General features: G+C 45.2%; 12 protein-coding genes and 2 pseudogenes. 9 read left to right on the top strand and 5 right to left on the bottom strand.

Translation table 11 applies throughout. The annotated features are described in order from the left end of the window. The first annotated feature begins 73 nt into the window (after nucleotides 1–73). Both NDI42_RS17505 and NDI42_RS17510 read left to right on the top strand, forming a co-directional pair. Nucleotides 74–217 carry a hypothetical protein gene (locus NDI42_RS17505; protein ID WP_190453000.1) on the top strand — a complete coding sequence of 48 codons (144 nt, stop codon included), beginning with the start codon at nucleotides 74–76 and terminating at the stop codon, nucleotides 215–217. Next, the gene (locus tag NDI42_RS17510) at nucleotides 202–828 is read left to right on the top strand and encodes a D-Ala-D-Ala carboxypeptidase family metallohydrolase (RefSeq protein WP_190453002.1); all 627 of its coding nucleotides are present in this window, start codon (nucleotides 202–204) and stop codon (nucleotides 826–828) included. Before NDI42_RS17505 ends, NDI42_RS17510 begins: the two co-directional genes overlap by 16 nt. A 365-nt stretch (nucleotides 829–1,193) precedes the next feature. On the opposite strand, the gene NDI42_RS17515 is transcribed toward NDI42_RS17510, so the two are convergent. Continuing rightward, the gene (locus NDI42_RS17515) at nucleotides 1,194–1,673 is read right to left on the bottom strand and encodes a pentapeptide repeat-containing protein (RefSeq protein ID WP_190453004.1); all 480 of its coding nucleotides are present in this window, start codon (nucleotides 1,671–1,673) and stop codon (nucleotides 1,194–1,196) included. 131 nt (nucleotides 1,674–1,804) lie between these two features. Between NDI42_RS17515 and NDI42_RS17520 the strand changes: the two genes are divergently transcribed. After that, nucleotides 1,805–2,614, top strand: coding sequence for a Uma2 family endonuclease (locus NDI42_RS17520; RefSeq protein WP_190453006.1), 810 nt, complete (start codon nucleotides 1,805–1,807; stop codon nucleotides 2,612–2,614). A 60-nt stretch (nucleotides 2,615–2,674) separates the two neighbouring features. Here the strand turns inward: NDI42_RS17520 and NDI42_RS17525 are convergent, their stop codons facing one another. Next, on the bottom strand, nucleotides 2,675–3,406 hold the full coding sequence (locus NDI42_RS17525) for a DUF8692 domain-containing protein (RefSeq protein ID WP_190453008.1): 732 nt from the start codon (nucleotides 3,404–3,406) through the stop codon (nucleotides 2,675–2,677). A gap of 389 nt (nucleotides 3,407–3,795) precedes the next feature. Between NDI42_RS17525 and clpB the strand changes: the two genes are divergently transcribed. Next, nucleotides 3,796–6,417, top strand: coding sequence for an ATP-dependent chaperone ClpB (gene clpB, locus NDI42_RS17530; protein WP_190453011.1), 2,622 nt, complete (start codon nucleotides 3,796–3,798; stop codon nucleotides 6,415–6,417). A gap of 252 nt (nucleotides 6,418–6,669) precedes the next feature. Here the strand turns inward: clpB and fusA are convergent, their stop codons facing one another. After that, nucleotides 6,670–8,739, bottom strand: a complete 2,070-nt coding sequence (gene fusA, locus NDI42_RS17535; protein WP_190453013.1) for an elongation factor G — start codon at nucleotides 8,737–8,739, stop codon at nucleotides 6,670–6,672. 224 nt (nucleotides 8,740–8,963) lie between these two features. On the opposite strand from fusA, the gene NDI42_RS17540 reads away from it, so the two are divergent. Beyond that, nucleotides 8,964–9,863 carry a phenylalanine--tRNA ligase subunit alpha gene (locus NDI42_RS17540; protein WP_190453015.1) on the top strand — a complete coding sequence of 300 codons (900 nt, stop codon included), beginning with the start codon at nucleotides 8,964–8,966 and terminating at the stop codon, nucleotides 9,861–9,863. Nucleotides 9,864–10,108: 245 nt separating this feature from the next. On the opposite strand, the gene NDI42_RS17545 is transcribed toward NDI42_RS17540, so the two are convergent. Beyond that, nucleotides 10,109–11,512: a DUF2382 domain-containing protein gene (locus NDI42_RS17545; RefSeq protein ID WP_190453018.1), complete on the bottom strand. Its 1,404-nt coding sequence runs from the start codon at nucleotides 11,510–11,512 to the stop codon at nucleotides 10,109–10,111. Between the two features lie 427 nt (nucleotides 11,513–11,939). Between NDI42_RS17545 and NDI42_RS17550 the strand changes: the two are divergent. Further along, nucleotides 11,940–12,833 (top strand): annotated as a pseudogene (locus NDI42_RS17550) (RtcB family protein); the annotation flags it as partial. A 26-nt stretch (nucleotides 12,834–12,859) separates the two neighbouring features. Here NDI42_RS17550 and NDI42_RS17555 read toward each other — a convergent pair. Continuing rightward, nucleotides 12,860–13,045, bottom strand: coding sequence for a hypothetical protein (locus NDI42_RS17555; RefSeq protein ID WP_190453020.1), 186 nt, complete (start codon nucleotides 13,043–13,045; stop codon nucleotides 12,860–12,862). 162 nt (nucleotides 13,046–13,207) lie between these two features. Here NDI42_RS17555 and NDI42_RS17560 point away from each other — a divergent pair, with 162 nt between their 5' ends. From NDI42_RS17560 to NDI42_RS17570, 3 genes and pseudogenes are all read left to right on the top strand, one after another. Continuing rightward, nucleotides 13,208–14,290, top strand: coding sequence for a DUF3474 domain-containing protein (locus NDI42_RS17560; protein WP_190453024.1), 1,083 nt, complete (start codon nucleotides 13,208–13,210; stop codon nucleotides 14,288–14,290). Between the two features lie 213 nt (nucleotides 14,291–14,503). Next, a pseudogene (locus NDI42_RS17565) lies at nucleotides 14,504–14,713 on the top strand (redoxin domain-containing protein); the annotation flags it as partial. Between the two features lie 68 nt (nucleotides 14,714–14,781). Next, on the top strand, nucleotides 14,782–14,881 hold a 100-nt coding region (locus NDI42_RS17570; RefSeq protein ID WP_190450560.1), incomplete at its 3' end, for an IS1 family transposase.

Here is a 14,881-nt window from a genome sequence, read left to right on the forward strand (position 1 = left end):
AAGCCTTGAAGACGCTAAGCTGAGGTGATTGTGCCATTTTGTGGGATGTAAAGAGCTGTAAAGCAGATTGCCGATGTCTATAGCGCCTCTAGACAAGTGGGTTGGGAATGCGATCGCTATTTTCACATTTACCGGAAGATACTGGTACGGTAGCGCGGTAGGCTGGTATCAGGGAATTGCCCGCTGGAGGGATCGACCGATATGGAATTCAAACTAAGGAACGCCTTTAAGTTTTATCAAAATTTAGATCATCAAAATCAAGCCATTGATGAGCTAGAACAATGGTTGCACGATAAGCACCCAGAGGAGTTAGAGAAATTTCACCAAGCCTTGCTAAGTGGGCCCAGCCCGGAAATTCACGCGGAAGCGATCACCTTACCCAAAAAACAAACCAGTGAAATGCTTGATCTAGCAAGCTACTCGGATAAAATTAGTTTAAACGATCCGATTATTCCCGGAGGCGATATTACTTGGGCAGAAGCGATTCCTAATGGCGATCGCCACCTCCCCGAAAACAAAGAAATCGTCCAAAATATTATCACCCTAGCCGAGCAGCTACAAGTTATTAGAGATCAAATTGGCAAGCCTTTCCGCATCACCAGCTGGTATCATCATCAACCCTTCGGTTTTAAGCTCAATGGAGCGTCGAAGAAAGAGTATGTGATGGGAGGAGCTGTTGATTTCTGGGTGGAGGGCTACACCGGCCCTCAACTGGCTCAGATGTTGGATTGGTGGGAGGGCGGTTTAGGTACGTACCTTTATGTACCCTACATGGTTCATCTAAATATTGGCTCCCGTCGCCGCTGGCAAGCACCATATCCGCGTTAGGGAGAGTTATGAGTTATGAGTTTAAACAGCCTTCAATTCAAACTTAACACTCAAAACTCTTTTATTACGAGATAGTAGGAAAGTTATAGCAGTCCTATTTCATTTGTAAACTGTAGGACAGGCGGGAGAGCAAGTTTCCGGCGAAAACGCTACAGAGGAAAAAATATTTCATAACTCATTTAGGACTGCTATATCAACAAATGCGCTCTTTAGATCGGGAATAAATTCGACAATCTACATCTTAACATTGGGAAAGCTAATCATTAATGGGAGAGTGAAAAGTTAGGAGGTGAGGAGCCAGTAATTAATAACTTATAACTAACTTTAATTCCCAATCCCCAATCCCCAATTCCCAATTCCCAATTTTAGTAATTAATTCCCAATACACCTTGCAGTATAGTTCCCCTTAGCTGGGCCAGGTATAAATTAGCATTTTGCAGATTAACACCAAGCAAGTTTGCATCTATCATCTTGGCGTATGCTAAGTTAGCAAATCTCATATCTGCCTGTTGCAAGTCAGCACCTTCTAAATTGGCACCGCGCAAGTTAGTAAATCTCAGAAAGGAATTTTGCAAGTTAGCTTGCTTGAGTTGGGCGCGATCTAAATTAGCTACGTACAAATTAGCACCAGCAAGATTTGCTTTTGTCAAGTTAGCTTTTGTCAAGTTTGCCCGTTGCAGGTTAGCATCTCTCAAGTCAGCGCCGCTTAAATCAGCACCGGTGAGATCACAACCTAAACATTCTTTGGTTTTTAGCAAACGATCTACGTGTCCCGGATTTGCAGCTTGTACGGGTGTTGTTAAACACAGCACTGATAGCGCGGCAACTAGCGTTTTGAGTTTCATAGTATTTATAGCATTCTAATTTTATTATGGCGCTATTTAGAGGGAACGAACCGCAGAGGGAATAGGGTGAGTAGCCTCACTTTGCTAATAGCTGCCTACAATGAGCTTATATCAAAGTTAACAATGCTGCTATGACTTCCGTTACTACACAATCAGAGCTAGGTTTACTCTTACCTGACCATACACAATTACCAGAGTCAGATGGCACATTTGTAAGCCAGTCGCTTGCGGGGGTTCCCCCCGTTGTGCGAACTGGCGCGAAAAATTGGCAAGAGCATCCCCAAAGCATCTTACTGACTGGCGCGATTCTACCTATCCTAGAGCAACGTCATCCCGATGAAAACTATTGTATTGGACAGGATTTAGGCATCTACTGGCGCATTACTCAACCACCAGAACGAGGCGCAGAAGCACCAGACTGGTTTTATGTGCCAAATGTCCCGCCTACATTCAATGGTCAAATTCGCCGTTCTTATGTCATGTGGCAAGAACATATTGCACCATTGATTGTGTTGGAATTTGTATCTGGGGATGGAGAAGAAGAACGCGACACCACACCCATGACTGGCAAATTTTGGGTTTATGAACAGGTGATTCGTCCGGCATTCTACGGAATTTATGAAGTAAATAAAGCCAGTGTTGAGGTCTATCACATGATAGAAAATCGCTATGAACTCATAGCTGCAAATGAGCGGGGACACTATCCAATTTCACCGCTTGGAGTGGAGTTGGGAATTTGGCAAGGAAAGTATCAAAATACAGAATTACCTTGGTTGCGTTGGTGGGATGCACAAGGTAATTTGTTGTTGACTGGTGATGAACGCGCTGAACAGGAAAGCCAACGCGCTGAAACTGAGCGCCAGCGGGCGGAAGCTGAGCGCCAACGCGCTGAGCGATTAGCAGCACAATTAAGAGCTATGGGAATTGAACCGGAAGCGTGACATACTCCCGAACAAAACCTCTACGGGGATAGGGTTGAGAGTATGTCACCAGCACTAGAATTAACGTGCTGTCCCTGAGTGAAATTCCCTATTTTGATAATTCACTCCGGTTTGTGGAATTCTGGAGCGTTTTACCTGCTTGATACATAGCATTGTGTAATAAACAAACCAACTGACTATTCCTAATAGCTTTGATCCATCTTCAAGCAGGAATTCTCCTTCTCCTCCCCGTATGGATGAGGGTAGAGGAATTTTCCCAGAATCAACTAACACTGAAAATCCAAACCATCCAATCGCCAATATCAGGGGAATAAATTCGGTTTTCAGTATTACTTTTCTGAAGCATATTAGGTAGAGGGATAGCATTATTCCATATCCCAGATACACAATCTTTTCAGGGATAAATAAATAATTAGGAAAAAAATCTTCATGCAAAAGGAAAAAATCATCGAACAAAAGAACCGAGGTGACGAGTCCAGAAAACAGCAAAAATGACTTCGGGATTCTTTGCTCAGAATCTTTGCGGAGAACTGCAAAAGTAAAAAAGCAGATAGCTGCCGCAGAACACCACAACAACATACCCAGGTTAGAGATGATTCCTAAGTAAAATGGTTGCTGCATAATTGCTAATGGATCTCTAGTCAGATGCGTAACAGGTATTACCTTTTGTAAGTTAATTATAATTAAAATGACAGCAGTGGGTATATATGCTAACAGCAGGATTGGTAGTAAATTTTTAAAGCGAGTTAAATTAATTGAGGTTGGTTCAATCTTTAATTGCTGTTGTTTCATCTTGCTGACACTTTTAACGATAAATTGCTGGAAAAATAAATTTTTATTTGTTTTTCCCTGAAAAATTACAGCACTGCGGTTGCTGGTGCCGAATCAAGCTAAGCTTTTAACTGATGATTTAGCTAATCAGAAGTATTTGATTAACTTCAGGTTAACAAATGATTAAAAGTATTATATAAAGGATTGATGAAGGAGAGCGCAGTTTGTTAAGGATTTGTTAAAGACGGGACGCTTTTGGGACGGTAATACCCAGCCGGGGATACGTAAATACCGATCCTGGCAATGCACAAGGCTACTTACAATGACCATAGAGGCAGCCATAAGCCAGATGTAATGCTGATTTTTCTGTGTTATGGGTGTCTGGAGTGGTTTGTTAATCAGTAGTTATCATGCAACCAACTAATCCGAACCAATTTACAGAAAAAGCTTGGGAAGCCATCACCCGCACCCCAGATATTGTTAAATCTGCCCAGCAGCAACAACTGGAAAGCGAACACTTGATGAAAGCGCTGCTGGATCAAGAAGGACTCGCCACCAGCATTCTCAACAAAGCTGGGGCGAACGTGCAGCGATTTAGAGAACGCACGGAAGACTTTATTAAGCGTCAGCCCAAGGTTTCTGGTAGCGGCACCTCTGTTTATGTAGGGCGCAGTCTTGATACTTTGCTAGATAGGGCTGAAGCTTTTCGCAAAGAGTTTGGAGACGACTTCATATCTATCGAACACTTGATGCTGGCTTATCCCAAAGACGATCGCTTTGGTAAGGCTTTGTTTCAAGAATTTAAACTGGATGAAAACAAGCTAAGAACTATCATCGCCCAAGTTCGCGGGAGCCAAAAAGTGACTGACCAAAATCCAGAAGGCAAGTATGAATCTTTGGAAAAATATGGGCGCGATTTGACAGCATTCGCCCGTGAAGGGAAGTTAGATCCGGTGATTGGGCGTGATGATGAGATTCGCCGCACGATCCAAATTCTGTCTCGTCGCACTAAGAATAACCCGGTGCTGATTGGTGAACCTGGGGTAGGTAAAACTGCGATCGCTGAAGGTTTGGCGCAGCGAATTGTCAGCGGTGATGTTCCTGAGTCGTTGCGCGATCGCAAACTCATCGCCCTCGATATGGGTGCTTTGATTGCTGGTGCCAAATACAGGGGTGAATTTGAAGAACGCTTGAAAGCTGTTCTCAAGGAAGTTACCGATTCCAAAGGACAACTCATCCTATTTATAGATGAAATTCACACCGTTGTTGGTGCTGGTGCAACTCAAGGCGCGATGGATGCTGGCAACTTGCTCAAACCAATGTTAGCAAGAGGTGAGTTGCGTTGTATCGGTGCGACAACTCTGGATGAATACCGCAAGTACATCGAGAAAGATGCAGCTTTAGAACGGCGTTTCCAGCAAGTTTATATCGATCAGCCCAGCGTGGAAGATACTGTTTCCATTCTGCGGGGTTTGAAAGATCGCTACGAAACGCACCATAACGTGAAAATCTCTGATAGTGCGTTAGTGGCTGCGGCTACTTTGTCTACTAGATATATTAGCGATCGCTTCCTCCCAGACAAAGCGATTGACTTAGTAGATGAAGCCGCCGCCCGCTTGAAGATGGAAAGTACCTCTAAACCAGAGGAACTTGACGAAATCGATCGCAAAATTATCCAGCTAAAAATGGAGCGTTTGTCGCTACAAAAAGAAAGCGATGCACCTTCTAGAGAACGGCTGGAAAGGTTGGATAAAGAACTTGCCGATCTTGAGGAAAAACAACGGACGCTGAATGCTCAATGGCAAGCTGAGAAAGATGTTCTCGAACGTCGTAAAACCCTGAAAGAAGAAATCGATCGGGTGAATATTGAGATTCAACAAGCTGAGAGAGAGTACGATCTTAACAAAGCTGCTGAATTGAAATATGGCAAGTTGACCGACTTGCAACGTCAGTTAGAAGAGACGGAAACACAACTAGCGCAAACTCAAAATAGTGGGCGATCGCTACTTCGGGAAGAAGTCACTGAATCTGATATTGCTGAAATCATTTCTAAGTGGACTGGGATTCCGATTAGCAAGTTAGTGGAATCAGAGAAAGAAAAACTTTTGCAGTTGGAAGACGAACTGCACAAGCGCGTTATCGGTCAGGATGAAGCGGTGACAGCTGTAGCTGATGCGATTCAGCGATCGCGTGCTGGTCTTGCCGATCCAAATCGTCCGACTGCTAGCTTTATTTTCCTTGGCCCCACTGGTGTTGGCAAGACGGAACTTGGAAAAGCCCTCGCCGCTTATCTATTCGACACCGAAGAAGCTTTGGTGCGAATTGATATGTCCGAATACATGGAGAAGCACAGCGTTTCCAGGCTTATTGGTGCGCCTCCCGGATACGTCGGTTATGACGAAGGCGGACAATTAACTGAATCTATCCGTCGTCGTCCTTACGCAGTGGTGCTGTTCGACGAAATCGAAAAAGCTCACCCGGATGTCTTCAACATCATGTTGCAAATTCTCGATGATGGTCGCGTTACCGATTCTCAAGGTCACACGGTAGACTTCAAGAATAGTATCATCATCATGACCAGCAACATCGGTTCGCAGTTCATCTTAGATTTGGCTGGTGACGATAGCCAGTACGATGAGATGCGTAGCCGGGTAATGGAAGCGATGCGTACTAGCTTCCGTCCAGAGTTCCTGAACCGAATTGACGAGATTATCATCTTCCACGGCTTGCAGAAGTCGGAACTGCGGCAGATTGTCCAAATCCAAGTCAAGCGATTGGAAAAACGGTTAAGCGATCGCAAGATGTCTCTCAAACTTTCCGAAGCTTCTCTTGACTTTTTGGCAGAAGTTGGATATGACCCAGTTTTCGGCGCACGTCCCTTAAAGCGTGCCATTCAACGGGAACTGGAAACCCAAATCGCCAAAGGTATTCTGCGCGGCGAATTCAACGATGGCGACACCATCTTTGTCGATGTGGAAAATGAGCGTCTTGCCTTCAAGCGCTTACCCGCTGAGTTGGTAACTGCACATTAAGTATTAGGTAGGGTGGGTTTCTTCCCACCCTATTTTTTTATCAATTAAATAACCGCGCCACAGGACAAGTAAAACCGGGAAGCAAGGGTGAGGTGAGTTCATCGCTGGCAAATAATGTCGCTGTTAAGCACCAATGTCGCCGCCTCTCGTCTATAAATCTGAAAAGGACTGAGAACTAAAAATTTAGTCCTCAGTCCGCGAAGAGAGTACCGCTACGCGAACACTCCTTAGTGCTATTTTCAAATGCAGGCTTTAGCCGCGCAGATGGGCGGCGTTTTCCATCAGTTGCTGTTGCAGATTGACGGGTACCGGCTTGTTGGAGGTAAACTCCATTGAGAAGTTAGCTTGACCGGACGAAAGCGATCGCAACTGTGCAGAATAACCGAACATTTCCACGAACGGCACTTCAGCACGGATGACAGCGTAATTTTCCATCGTCTCAGAACCCAGCAAGATGCCGCGACGAGACGAGAGATCGCCCTGCACTCTCCCCACAAACTCGTTAGGTGTTTCCACTTCCACCAGCATAATCGGTTCGAGGATGACTGGTGTTGCTTTGGCAAAGGCTTGCTTGAGTGCAAGACTAGCCGCAGTTCTGAATGCCATTTCCGAAGAGTCAATCGCGTGGTAAGAACCCGCTTCTAAGATCGCTTTGACACCAACAATCGGATAACCGATGAGATGTCCGCTAGCGATCGCTTCGCGGAAACCTTTCTCGCAAGCCGGGATGAATTCTTTGGGAATTGCACCACCAACCACCCGATTCTCGAACGCAAACGATTCTTCGCAGGGTTCAATCCGACCGATAACATGAGCATATTGACCGGGACCACCGCCTTGCTTCTTGAGCCTGTAGTCGAAGGTTGCCGACTGGGTAACGGTTTCGCGGTAAGCTACGGCGGGCGCACCGACGTTCACTTCGGCGTTGTATTCCCGCTTCATGCGTTCAATGTAGATTTCTAGATGCAGTTCGCCCATCCCGGAAATTAGGGTTTCCTTGGACTCCGGATCGATGCTGACGCGGAAGGTGGGATCTTCCCGTGTAAAGCGATTGAGCGCTTTTGACATTTGAGCGGCATCTTCCCGTTTCTTAGGCGCGATCGCTAGCGTCATCACGGGTTCTGGCACAAACATCCCCTCCAAAGAGAGGTTGGTTCCTTCCGAGCAGAACGTATCGCCAGAAGCGCAGTCTACACCCAGCAGAGCTACAATATCCCCAGCGGCGGCACTTTCGACCTCCTCACGTTTGTTTGCGTGCATCCGTACAATTTGGCTCACTAGCACCCGTTGGTTAGTGCGAGTGTTGTAGATGCGTTGTCCCTCGCGTAGCGTCCCGGAATAGATTCGGGTATAAGTCAGTTGTCCGTACTCATCTTTGGCAATTTTGAAAGCCAAGGCAACCAGTGCGGCTTCGGTGTCTGGATAGACATGAATCGGCTCATTGGTCGCAATTGCGATCGCTTTCACCACTTCTCTATCCACTGGAGACGGCAAGTAAAGAGCAACAGCATCTAATAAGTTCTGAACCCCCTTATTTTTGAAGGCAGAACCTATCAAAACTGGTGTTAATTGCAAGCTTAAAGTTGCCCGACGAAGAGATTCCCAAATCATTTCTTTGGGAATCTCTTCGCTCTCAAGTAGCATCTCCATCATCGGTTCGGAGAACATAGAGAGTTGATCGAGCATCTTTTCTCGTGCTTCTTTTGCCTCATCCCATAAGTGTTCGGGAATCGACTGAATCACGCGAATTTCGCCTTTTTCTCCAGCAAAATAGTTTGCCGTCATTTCAATCAAATCAATGACGCCTTCAAACTTATCCTCGCTGCCAATAGGATACTGAAGCAGTACCGGGTTCAAACCTAGTTTTTCTCGCAGCGATCGCACTACTCGGAATGGATTTGCACCAGTCCGATCCATCTTATTAATGAAGGCAATACGCGGCACTCGGTAGCGCTTCATCTGCCTATCTACGGTGATAGATTGCGACTGCACACCAGCAACCGCGCACAGCACCATAATCGCACCATCGAGAACCCGCAATGCACGTTCAACTTCAATCGTGAAATCTACGTGTCCCGGAGTATCGATCAGGTTAATCTGCGTATCATTCCATACGCAAGTTGTCGCTGCTGAAGTGATGGTAATGCCTTTTTGTTGCTCCAACTCCATGTAGTCCAACGTAGCGCGATCGCTACCTCCCCGAACTTCGCCAATCTTGTAAATTTTGCCCGTGTAGTACAGAATCCGCTCGCTGAGGGTTGTTTTACCAGAGTCGATGTGAGCAGAAATGCCAATATTACGGATGCGCGTTCGGGGAATCATAGGACAAATACTCTGCCTTACCAGAGCCATGAAAAGACGTTTGCTACTTGTGCAGCAATTTTATACTACATAAATACTACAAAAGTGTCAAGGGTACGGGAAGGCAGAGCGATCGCGCTCTATCATTGATAAAGGCGCATTGATAGCTCTAAAGCCGATTGGGAAATGCTGGAGCAGTCCTTACTACGTAGGTGAGATTGTACTGGAACTACATTTAAAATTTTATGGATACAAAACGAAGACTTTTGAACCACAACAAACGCTGGGATATAGAGATTGACCAAGCAGCACAACTTACACAACTCAAAAACAGGGTTATTGGAGTTACAAATCAGCTCTTAGGGCCGTTTTTAGCGAACGAAGAAATAGACCAAGAGTTTAGTTTTCTTATTGGTGAAGAAATTGAGATAGCTGTCTATCGCGAGGTTCAGTATCCTTCTTTAGGGTACCGGAGAACTGCTATAGAGCTATCTGAACCCCGTACTGTAATTGAAAGGGCTTTTGGAAGCACTTGTGCATACAAAGCAATCCAGAAAGCTGATAGTTTAGAACGGCTAGTTACCGTACTACAACATCTATTTTGGCTTCTTGAGAAGCACAAGCACGGCTACTTAATGAAGTTTGCAGAAAGAATACAGGAAGCAGTCAAACTGACTCCTGGATCTGGTTTTCAGGTGGTGATATCGGGAAAATCCATAACTCTCTATCCACTTGGGGCAAAATTATTAGACAAAGGTACAGTCAACGATGTACTGGCTTGGCTTGAGAATTACCCAAAAGTAGCTAAGCATTTTGAACAGGCTCTAAAGATTTACATGGATGGAGATAGTGGTAAGTATCGAAACCTGTTGGATAACCTTCGATTCGCCATAGAACAACTTCTAAAGGAAGTGCTAGGCAATAAAAAGTCGCTAGAGAATCAGCAAAAAGAGCTTTTAAATTGGCTAAATAAACGAGGAATACACCAGGAAGTTGTAAATTTATACAATCAACTTCTTTTTGGACAATATTGTATGTACCAAAACGATGCGGTGAAACATAGCGAAGCGTTTTCCAAAGATGAAATTGAATTTATGATTTACCTGTCTGGTACTTTTATGCGTCTTTTACTACAGCTTGTATAAATATCAATTGCTGCGATCGCTTCCTTTCCTTTGTCTCAGATAAAGGAAAGGAAGCGATCGGGTAGTGTTGGGGAACGCGATCGCATCCATCAAAAAGTTGTTCGCAGTTCCTAGAAGCAGGAAATTGCTATTTTTGTTAGCTCAAAACTTGGTAAAAAAGGGTCTGACTGGAAAGAGCGGATCGTTATGATCCACCCTAAACTAAACCTTCTCAGTGCAAGCTTTTATCAGCTTGACTCAAGTCGTTACACTCTGTTGGTTTTATCGATGATAGTACGACCTTGAGCATCAACGTCTAACTTTTCGCGACGAATTTTATCTTGAAGTTCAACCGTATCGCGCTCTACTTCTTTGCGAATGTTAACTTCTTGATGTACAAAAGCTTGCTTATCAAGGTAAGCTCTTTCTTCATGAACTTCCATCCGAGCAACTTCCTGATTCTGGAAATCCACTTGACTTGGAGATACTGGCGTTCCAGCGTCTACAGGATTAGTGCGCTCAACAACAACTCGTTCTTTTTCTACTGGAATTGAAACGTTAGCGGTCTTGGTTTCAACACGCTTGCCGATACCGATTTCACCAGTCTTAACTTGAGTCTTTTCTGCAATCAGCTGCTCTTCGTATAGCTTAACGTTCTGATTATCAGATGGTGTGATGTTCTGATTATTAGATGGCTTGGCATCTTCAGCAGCACTCTTAACGTTATTGGCTGCACCTTTTACAGATGATTTGACATCCTGAGTCGCACCCTTGACGGAGTTAGCTGCATCTTTTACCACTGGCTTCACATCCTCAGATGCACCTTTAACGGAGTCGGCGACATTGCGAGTTGCACCCTTGACGGAGTTAGCTACATCTTTTACCGTTGGCTTCACATCCTCAGATGCACCTTTAACGGAGTCGGCGACATTGTGAGTTGCATCCTTAAAGGAGTTGGCTGCATCTTTTACTGCTGGTTTGACATCCTCAGATGCACTTTTAACGGAGTCTCCGACATTGCGAGTTGCATCCTTGAAGGAGTTGGCTGCATCTTTTACCGCTGGCTTCACATCATTAACGGTCTCTTTCACAGAGTTTGCTACGCTTCTGACTGCTGGCTTGGCTTCCTCAGAAGCACTCTTTACAGCGTCTACTACAGAAGGCTTGGCTTCTTGAACTGTCTCCTTAACTGCGTCTACTGTGCTGACTACAGAAGGCTTAGACTCCTGAACTGTTTCCTTCACTGCGTCTATTGTGCTGACTACAGAAGGCTTTGATTCCTGAACTGTCTCTTTAACCGCTTCTACTGCACCAATTACAGAAGGCTTGACTTCCTGAGCTGTCTGTTTTACGCTGCCGCCTATATCTTCTACAGTGTGGTTCACATTGTCAGCAACACCTTTTACTGCGTCCACTATACCTTCTGCGGTATTGTGAACCGTCTCGGCTGTACCTCTACCAGCTAAAGCGCCAGCTACTGCACCCGCTACTGCACCAAAGATTCCTCCGACTCGACCACCAAGTACAGTACCAGCTGCTGCGCCAGCTATTCCAGCACCGATACCTGAACCTGATGAATTAGTTTCAGGTTGCTGGTTTTGGATATCTGTTTGGATATCTGTATTTTCGTCTTGCTTATTGATGTTATTCTGTTGCTTATTGTCAGTCATAATCAGTGACTCCTTTGTATTAATCTTTTGTATTTAAACGACTTCACGTTATTTTATTGCAAGTCATTCGCATCTAGTACCTATTTAACAAGCCCAGGCAAGGACTTTCACCGGGCTAAAGGGGTACATCTGGCACTCGGTAGTCAATCTGTGGTTGTACCTCTCAAGGCTGAGTAAGGGTTCTAGAGCAAACTGAATTTCCTGCTAGCTAAAAAAGCTGAAACCTAGGCACCGCAAGGTTTGCACCCTAAATAAATCCTGGTCAATCGGGCTTGAAAATGATAAATAAAACTGATGAATTGGTTCAGTTTTGGAAACCGAAGAAATGGTGATTCCGACGGCTGTCGGTTCAGATATTAACTGCCGGATGCGATCGCAAGTTGTGTTGTAAACTTATCGTCTGAGGAGTTTTTGGCAAGTCCGACTTAGACAATTGGCGGCAAAATGCGATCGCGTCTACTTAGGCGGTTCCATGAACGGCAATGTCAAGTTTGCACCAGAGGAACTAATTCCAGAAGACGGGTTAGTGCGGGATGGTGGACTAGCGACCATCGGCGGCGGGAACCATTTTGTCGAAATTCAGGTGGTGGAACGGGTAGAAGACAAAGCGACAGCTTACGCCTGGGGTGTCCGAGAAGGACAACTGGCGTTTATGATTCACTCAGGTTCGCGCAACGTGGGGAAGTATATTGGGGGAATGTGGCGCGATCGCGCTAAATCTGCATGGGCTAAAGGTGTAAAATACCCTGAATCTGGTCTTTTTCCCCTCTCAGTTGCAGCAAATCCCGAACTTATCACCAGCTATCTGCAAGCTGAGGCGACTGCTGCGAATTATGCCTTTATTAATCGGTTGCTGTTGGCGGAACTGTTGCGCCTGCGCCTGCGGGAAGTTTACGGTAATGTTGAGGCTCCCCTCGTCTACGACTTGCCACATAATATCACCCTAAAAGAAGGTGCTGGATGGGTGACTCGTAAAGGTGCTTGTCCCGCGCATCCCGGACAACCTGTGATTATTCCCGGTTCGATGGGTGCTGCATCTTACTTGCTGATTGGCAAAGGAAACCCAAAATTTTTAAGTTCTGCTTCTCATGGTGCAGGAAGAATGAGGTCGCGTTTCGATCTCACCCGCCAAGGTGCAGACCAAACTGAAGCAACTTTGGGCTTAACGGGAGTAGACTGCATCACTTTGCGCGAAGAACGCAGAATCGAAGAAGCACCCGCAGCGTATAAGCCAATTGTGCCTGTAATTGATGCCCAAGTTGAGGAAAAAATGGTTAGCGTAGTGGCAAAGATGAAACCTGTATTGACTTTTAAAGCGTAGGAAAGAATACTGTGGCATTGGAGCGATCACGGTATGGGATAACTGCTATCCAATAAGGCGATCGCGATCGCACGCTTTTCTTCTATCCCGCGTAAATTGATTGAGTGAGTAGAAGCTGGATAGGGAGGGGGATCGCATTTTTGGAATTTTTGATCGCTCTCCTCCAGCAATTGAGATAAAGACGCGATCGCGTATACAAAATCTCTTAACATATTAAAGAGTACATAAGCAACCGTATTAATTCGGAAATTTGGCTTTGGGACTACACAGCTGCCTACTGTTGACTAAACAGCACTTATGATCGTTATTGCGTCTATTGGATGGCTGTAGAATAATGCACTTTGGTCTACAAGTCAGGTTAAATTGGAAACTACGTGCAATCGAATCTTGCAAAGTTAAATAATCCTGTTGAAGAGGAGTCATATTCTGGTAACACAGAACCCCCCTTCACCCTGCAACAATTGAAAGCTGCCATTCCCTCAGATTGCTTTATGCCATCTATTGGGCGATCGCTTTCCTACTTTTTGCTGGATGTATCTATAATTGGCATCCTTTATGCAGTTGCCAGCTACCTTGATTCCTGGTGGTTCTGGCCCGTATTCTGGCTGATGCAGGGAACGATGTTTTGGGCGTTGTTTGTCGTCGGACACGACTGCGGTCACGGTTCCTTTTCTAGGAAAAAATGGCTAAACGATCTGATTGGTCATATAGCTCATACTCCCATACTGGTTCCCTATCACGCTTGGCGCATCAGCCACCGAACTCACCATCAGAATACTGGCAACATTGATACTGATGAAAGCTGGTATCCAGTAACGGAAACCAAGTATAAGGAGATGGGGTGGGCTGAAAAATTTGTCCGCTTCGATGCCTTACTGCTTGCCTATCCCCTGTATCTGTTTAAGCGTTCTCCAGGTAAGCAAGGCTCCCACTTTTCCCCCGATAGCCCTCTATTTAAACCCTCAGAAAAATGGGATGTAATTACTAGCACCACCCTCTGGACATTGATGGTAGGTTTGCTGGGTTTCCTGACCTATCAGTGGGGTTGGATGTGGCTGGTAAAATACTATTTGGGGCCATACGTGGTTTTTATAACCTGGCTTGATTTTGTGACATTTTTACACCACAGCGACCCGGATATCCCCTGGTATCGTGGCAAAGACTGGTATTTTCTCAAAGGTGCCTTGTCCACAATTGACCACGATTACGGGTTTATCAATGAGATTCACCACAATATCGGCACCCATGTCGCTCATCACCTGTTTTTAAACATTCCTCACTACAATCTGAAAACGGCAACTGAGGCGCTTAAACCGATTTTGGGGGATTACTACCGAAAATCCAGCGTGTCTGTCTTCCAAGCCTTCCTGCGTTCCTATCCTTCCTGCCATTTTGTGCCGGATACAGGCGCGGTAGTTTACTACAAATCCAAAAAGGAACTAATCAAGCAAAATTAATTCTCGTTCCTAGTCAGAGACTCTGAACATATTGCAGGAGGCGAAGAGCCTCCTTTTTTTCTGCCTGAAAGTCTATTTTGACCCAGGCACCTGAATCGTAGGCATTTCGGGCATCTGAGGGGGGAAGGAGAAACAGTATTGAGATATTGCCTTTTTATACAGAGGTGGTGGAAAATTGTAAACTTATGTTAAATAAAGTCCTTAGTTTTCACTATGATTTCCCGTCGCACCTTTGTGAATGTTTTACTAGCTAGTTGTTTAGCCTTAATTGCCTGGTTTAACATCTCACCATCTGCATCTGCACTAGGCGGCAAGCTGCCCTCTGTAAATCAACCTGCTCCAGAGTTTACCCTGCCAACTAACAACGGCGATCGCGAACTCTCTTTGTCGGACTACCGGGGTAAGTGGGTGGTTCTCTACTTCGGTAGTCCTGCATAGTAATGCTAATGAACTATAATTTTAATTATTCAACCTACCGTAATTTTTAGCTTATGCAATGCCCCAAGTGCGACTCTCAATACGTTGTAAAAAATGGTCATACTCACACTGGTAAACAAAATTTTAAATGTCGAGATTGTGGCAGACAATTTG

This window comes from Funiculus sociatus GB2-C1 (genome assembly GCF_039962115.1).
Classification (GTDB): Bacteria; Cyanobacteriota; Cyanobacteriia; order Cyanobacteriales; family FACHB-T130; genus Funiculus; species Funiculus sociatus.

Bases quoted from the DNA above. Each gene is read 5' to 3' on its own strand.
- NDI42_RS17505 (WP_190453000.1), top strand. From the start codon at position 74: ATGTCTATAGCGCCTCTAGACAAGTGGGTTGGGAATGCGATCGCTATT.
- NDI42_RS17555 (WP_190453020.1), bottom strand. From the start codon at position 13,045: ATGTTAAGAGATTTTGTATACGCGATCGCGTCTTTATCTCAATTGCTG.
- NDI42_RS17515 (WP_190453004.1), bottom strand. From the start codon at position 1,673: ATGAAACTCAAAACGCTAGTTGCCGCGCTATCAGTGCTGTGTTTAACA.
- NDI42_RS17525 (WP_190453008.1), bottom strand. From the start codon at position 3,406: ATGAAACAACAGCAATTAAAGATTGAACCAACCTCAATTAATTTAACT.
- NDI42_RS17510 (WP_190453002.1), top strand. From the start codon at position 202: ATGGAATTCAAACTAAGGAACGCCTTTAAGTTTTATCAAAATTTAGAT.
- clpB (WP_190453011.1), top strand. From the start codon at position 3,796: ATGCAACCAACTAATCCGAACCAATTTACAGAAAAAGCTTGGGAAGCC.
- fusA (WP_190453013.1), bottom strand. From the start codon at position 8,739: ATGATTCCCCGAACGCGCATCCGTAATATTGGCATTTCTGCTCACATC.
- NDI42_RS17540 (WP_190453015.1), top strand. From the start codon at position 8,964: ATGGATACAAAACGAAGACTTTTGAACCACAACAAACGCTGGGATATA.
- NDI42_RS17545 (WP_190453018.1), bottom strand. From the start codon at position 11,512: ATGACTGACAATAAGCAACAGAATAACATCAATAAGCAAGACGAAAAT.
- NDI42_RS17520 (WP_190453006.1), top strand. From the start codon at position 1,805: ATGACTTCCGTTACTACACAATCAGAGCTAGGTTTACTCTTACCTGAC.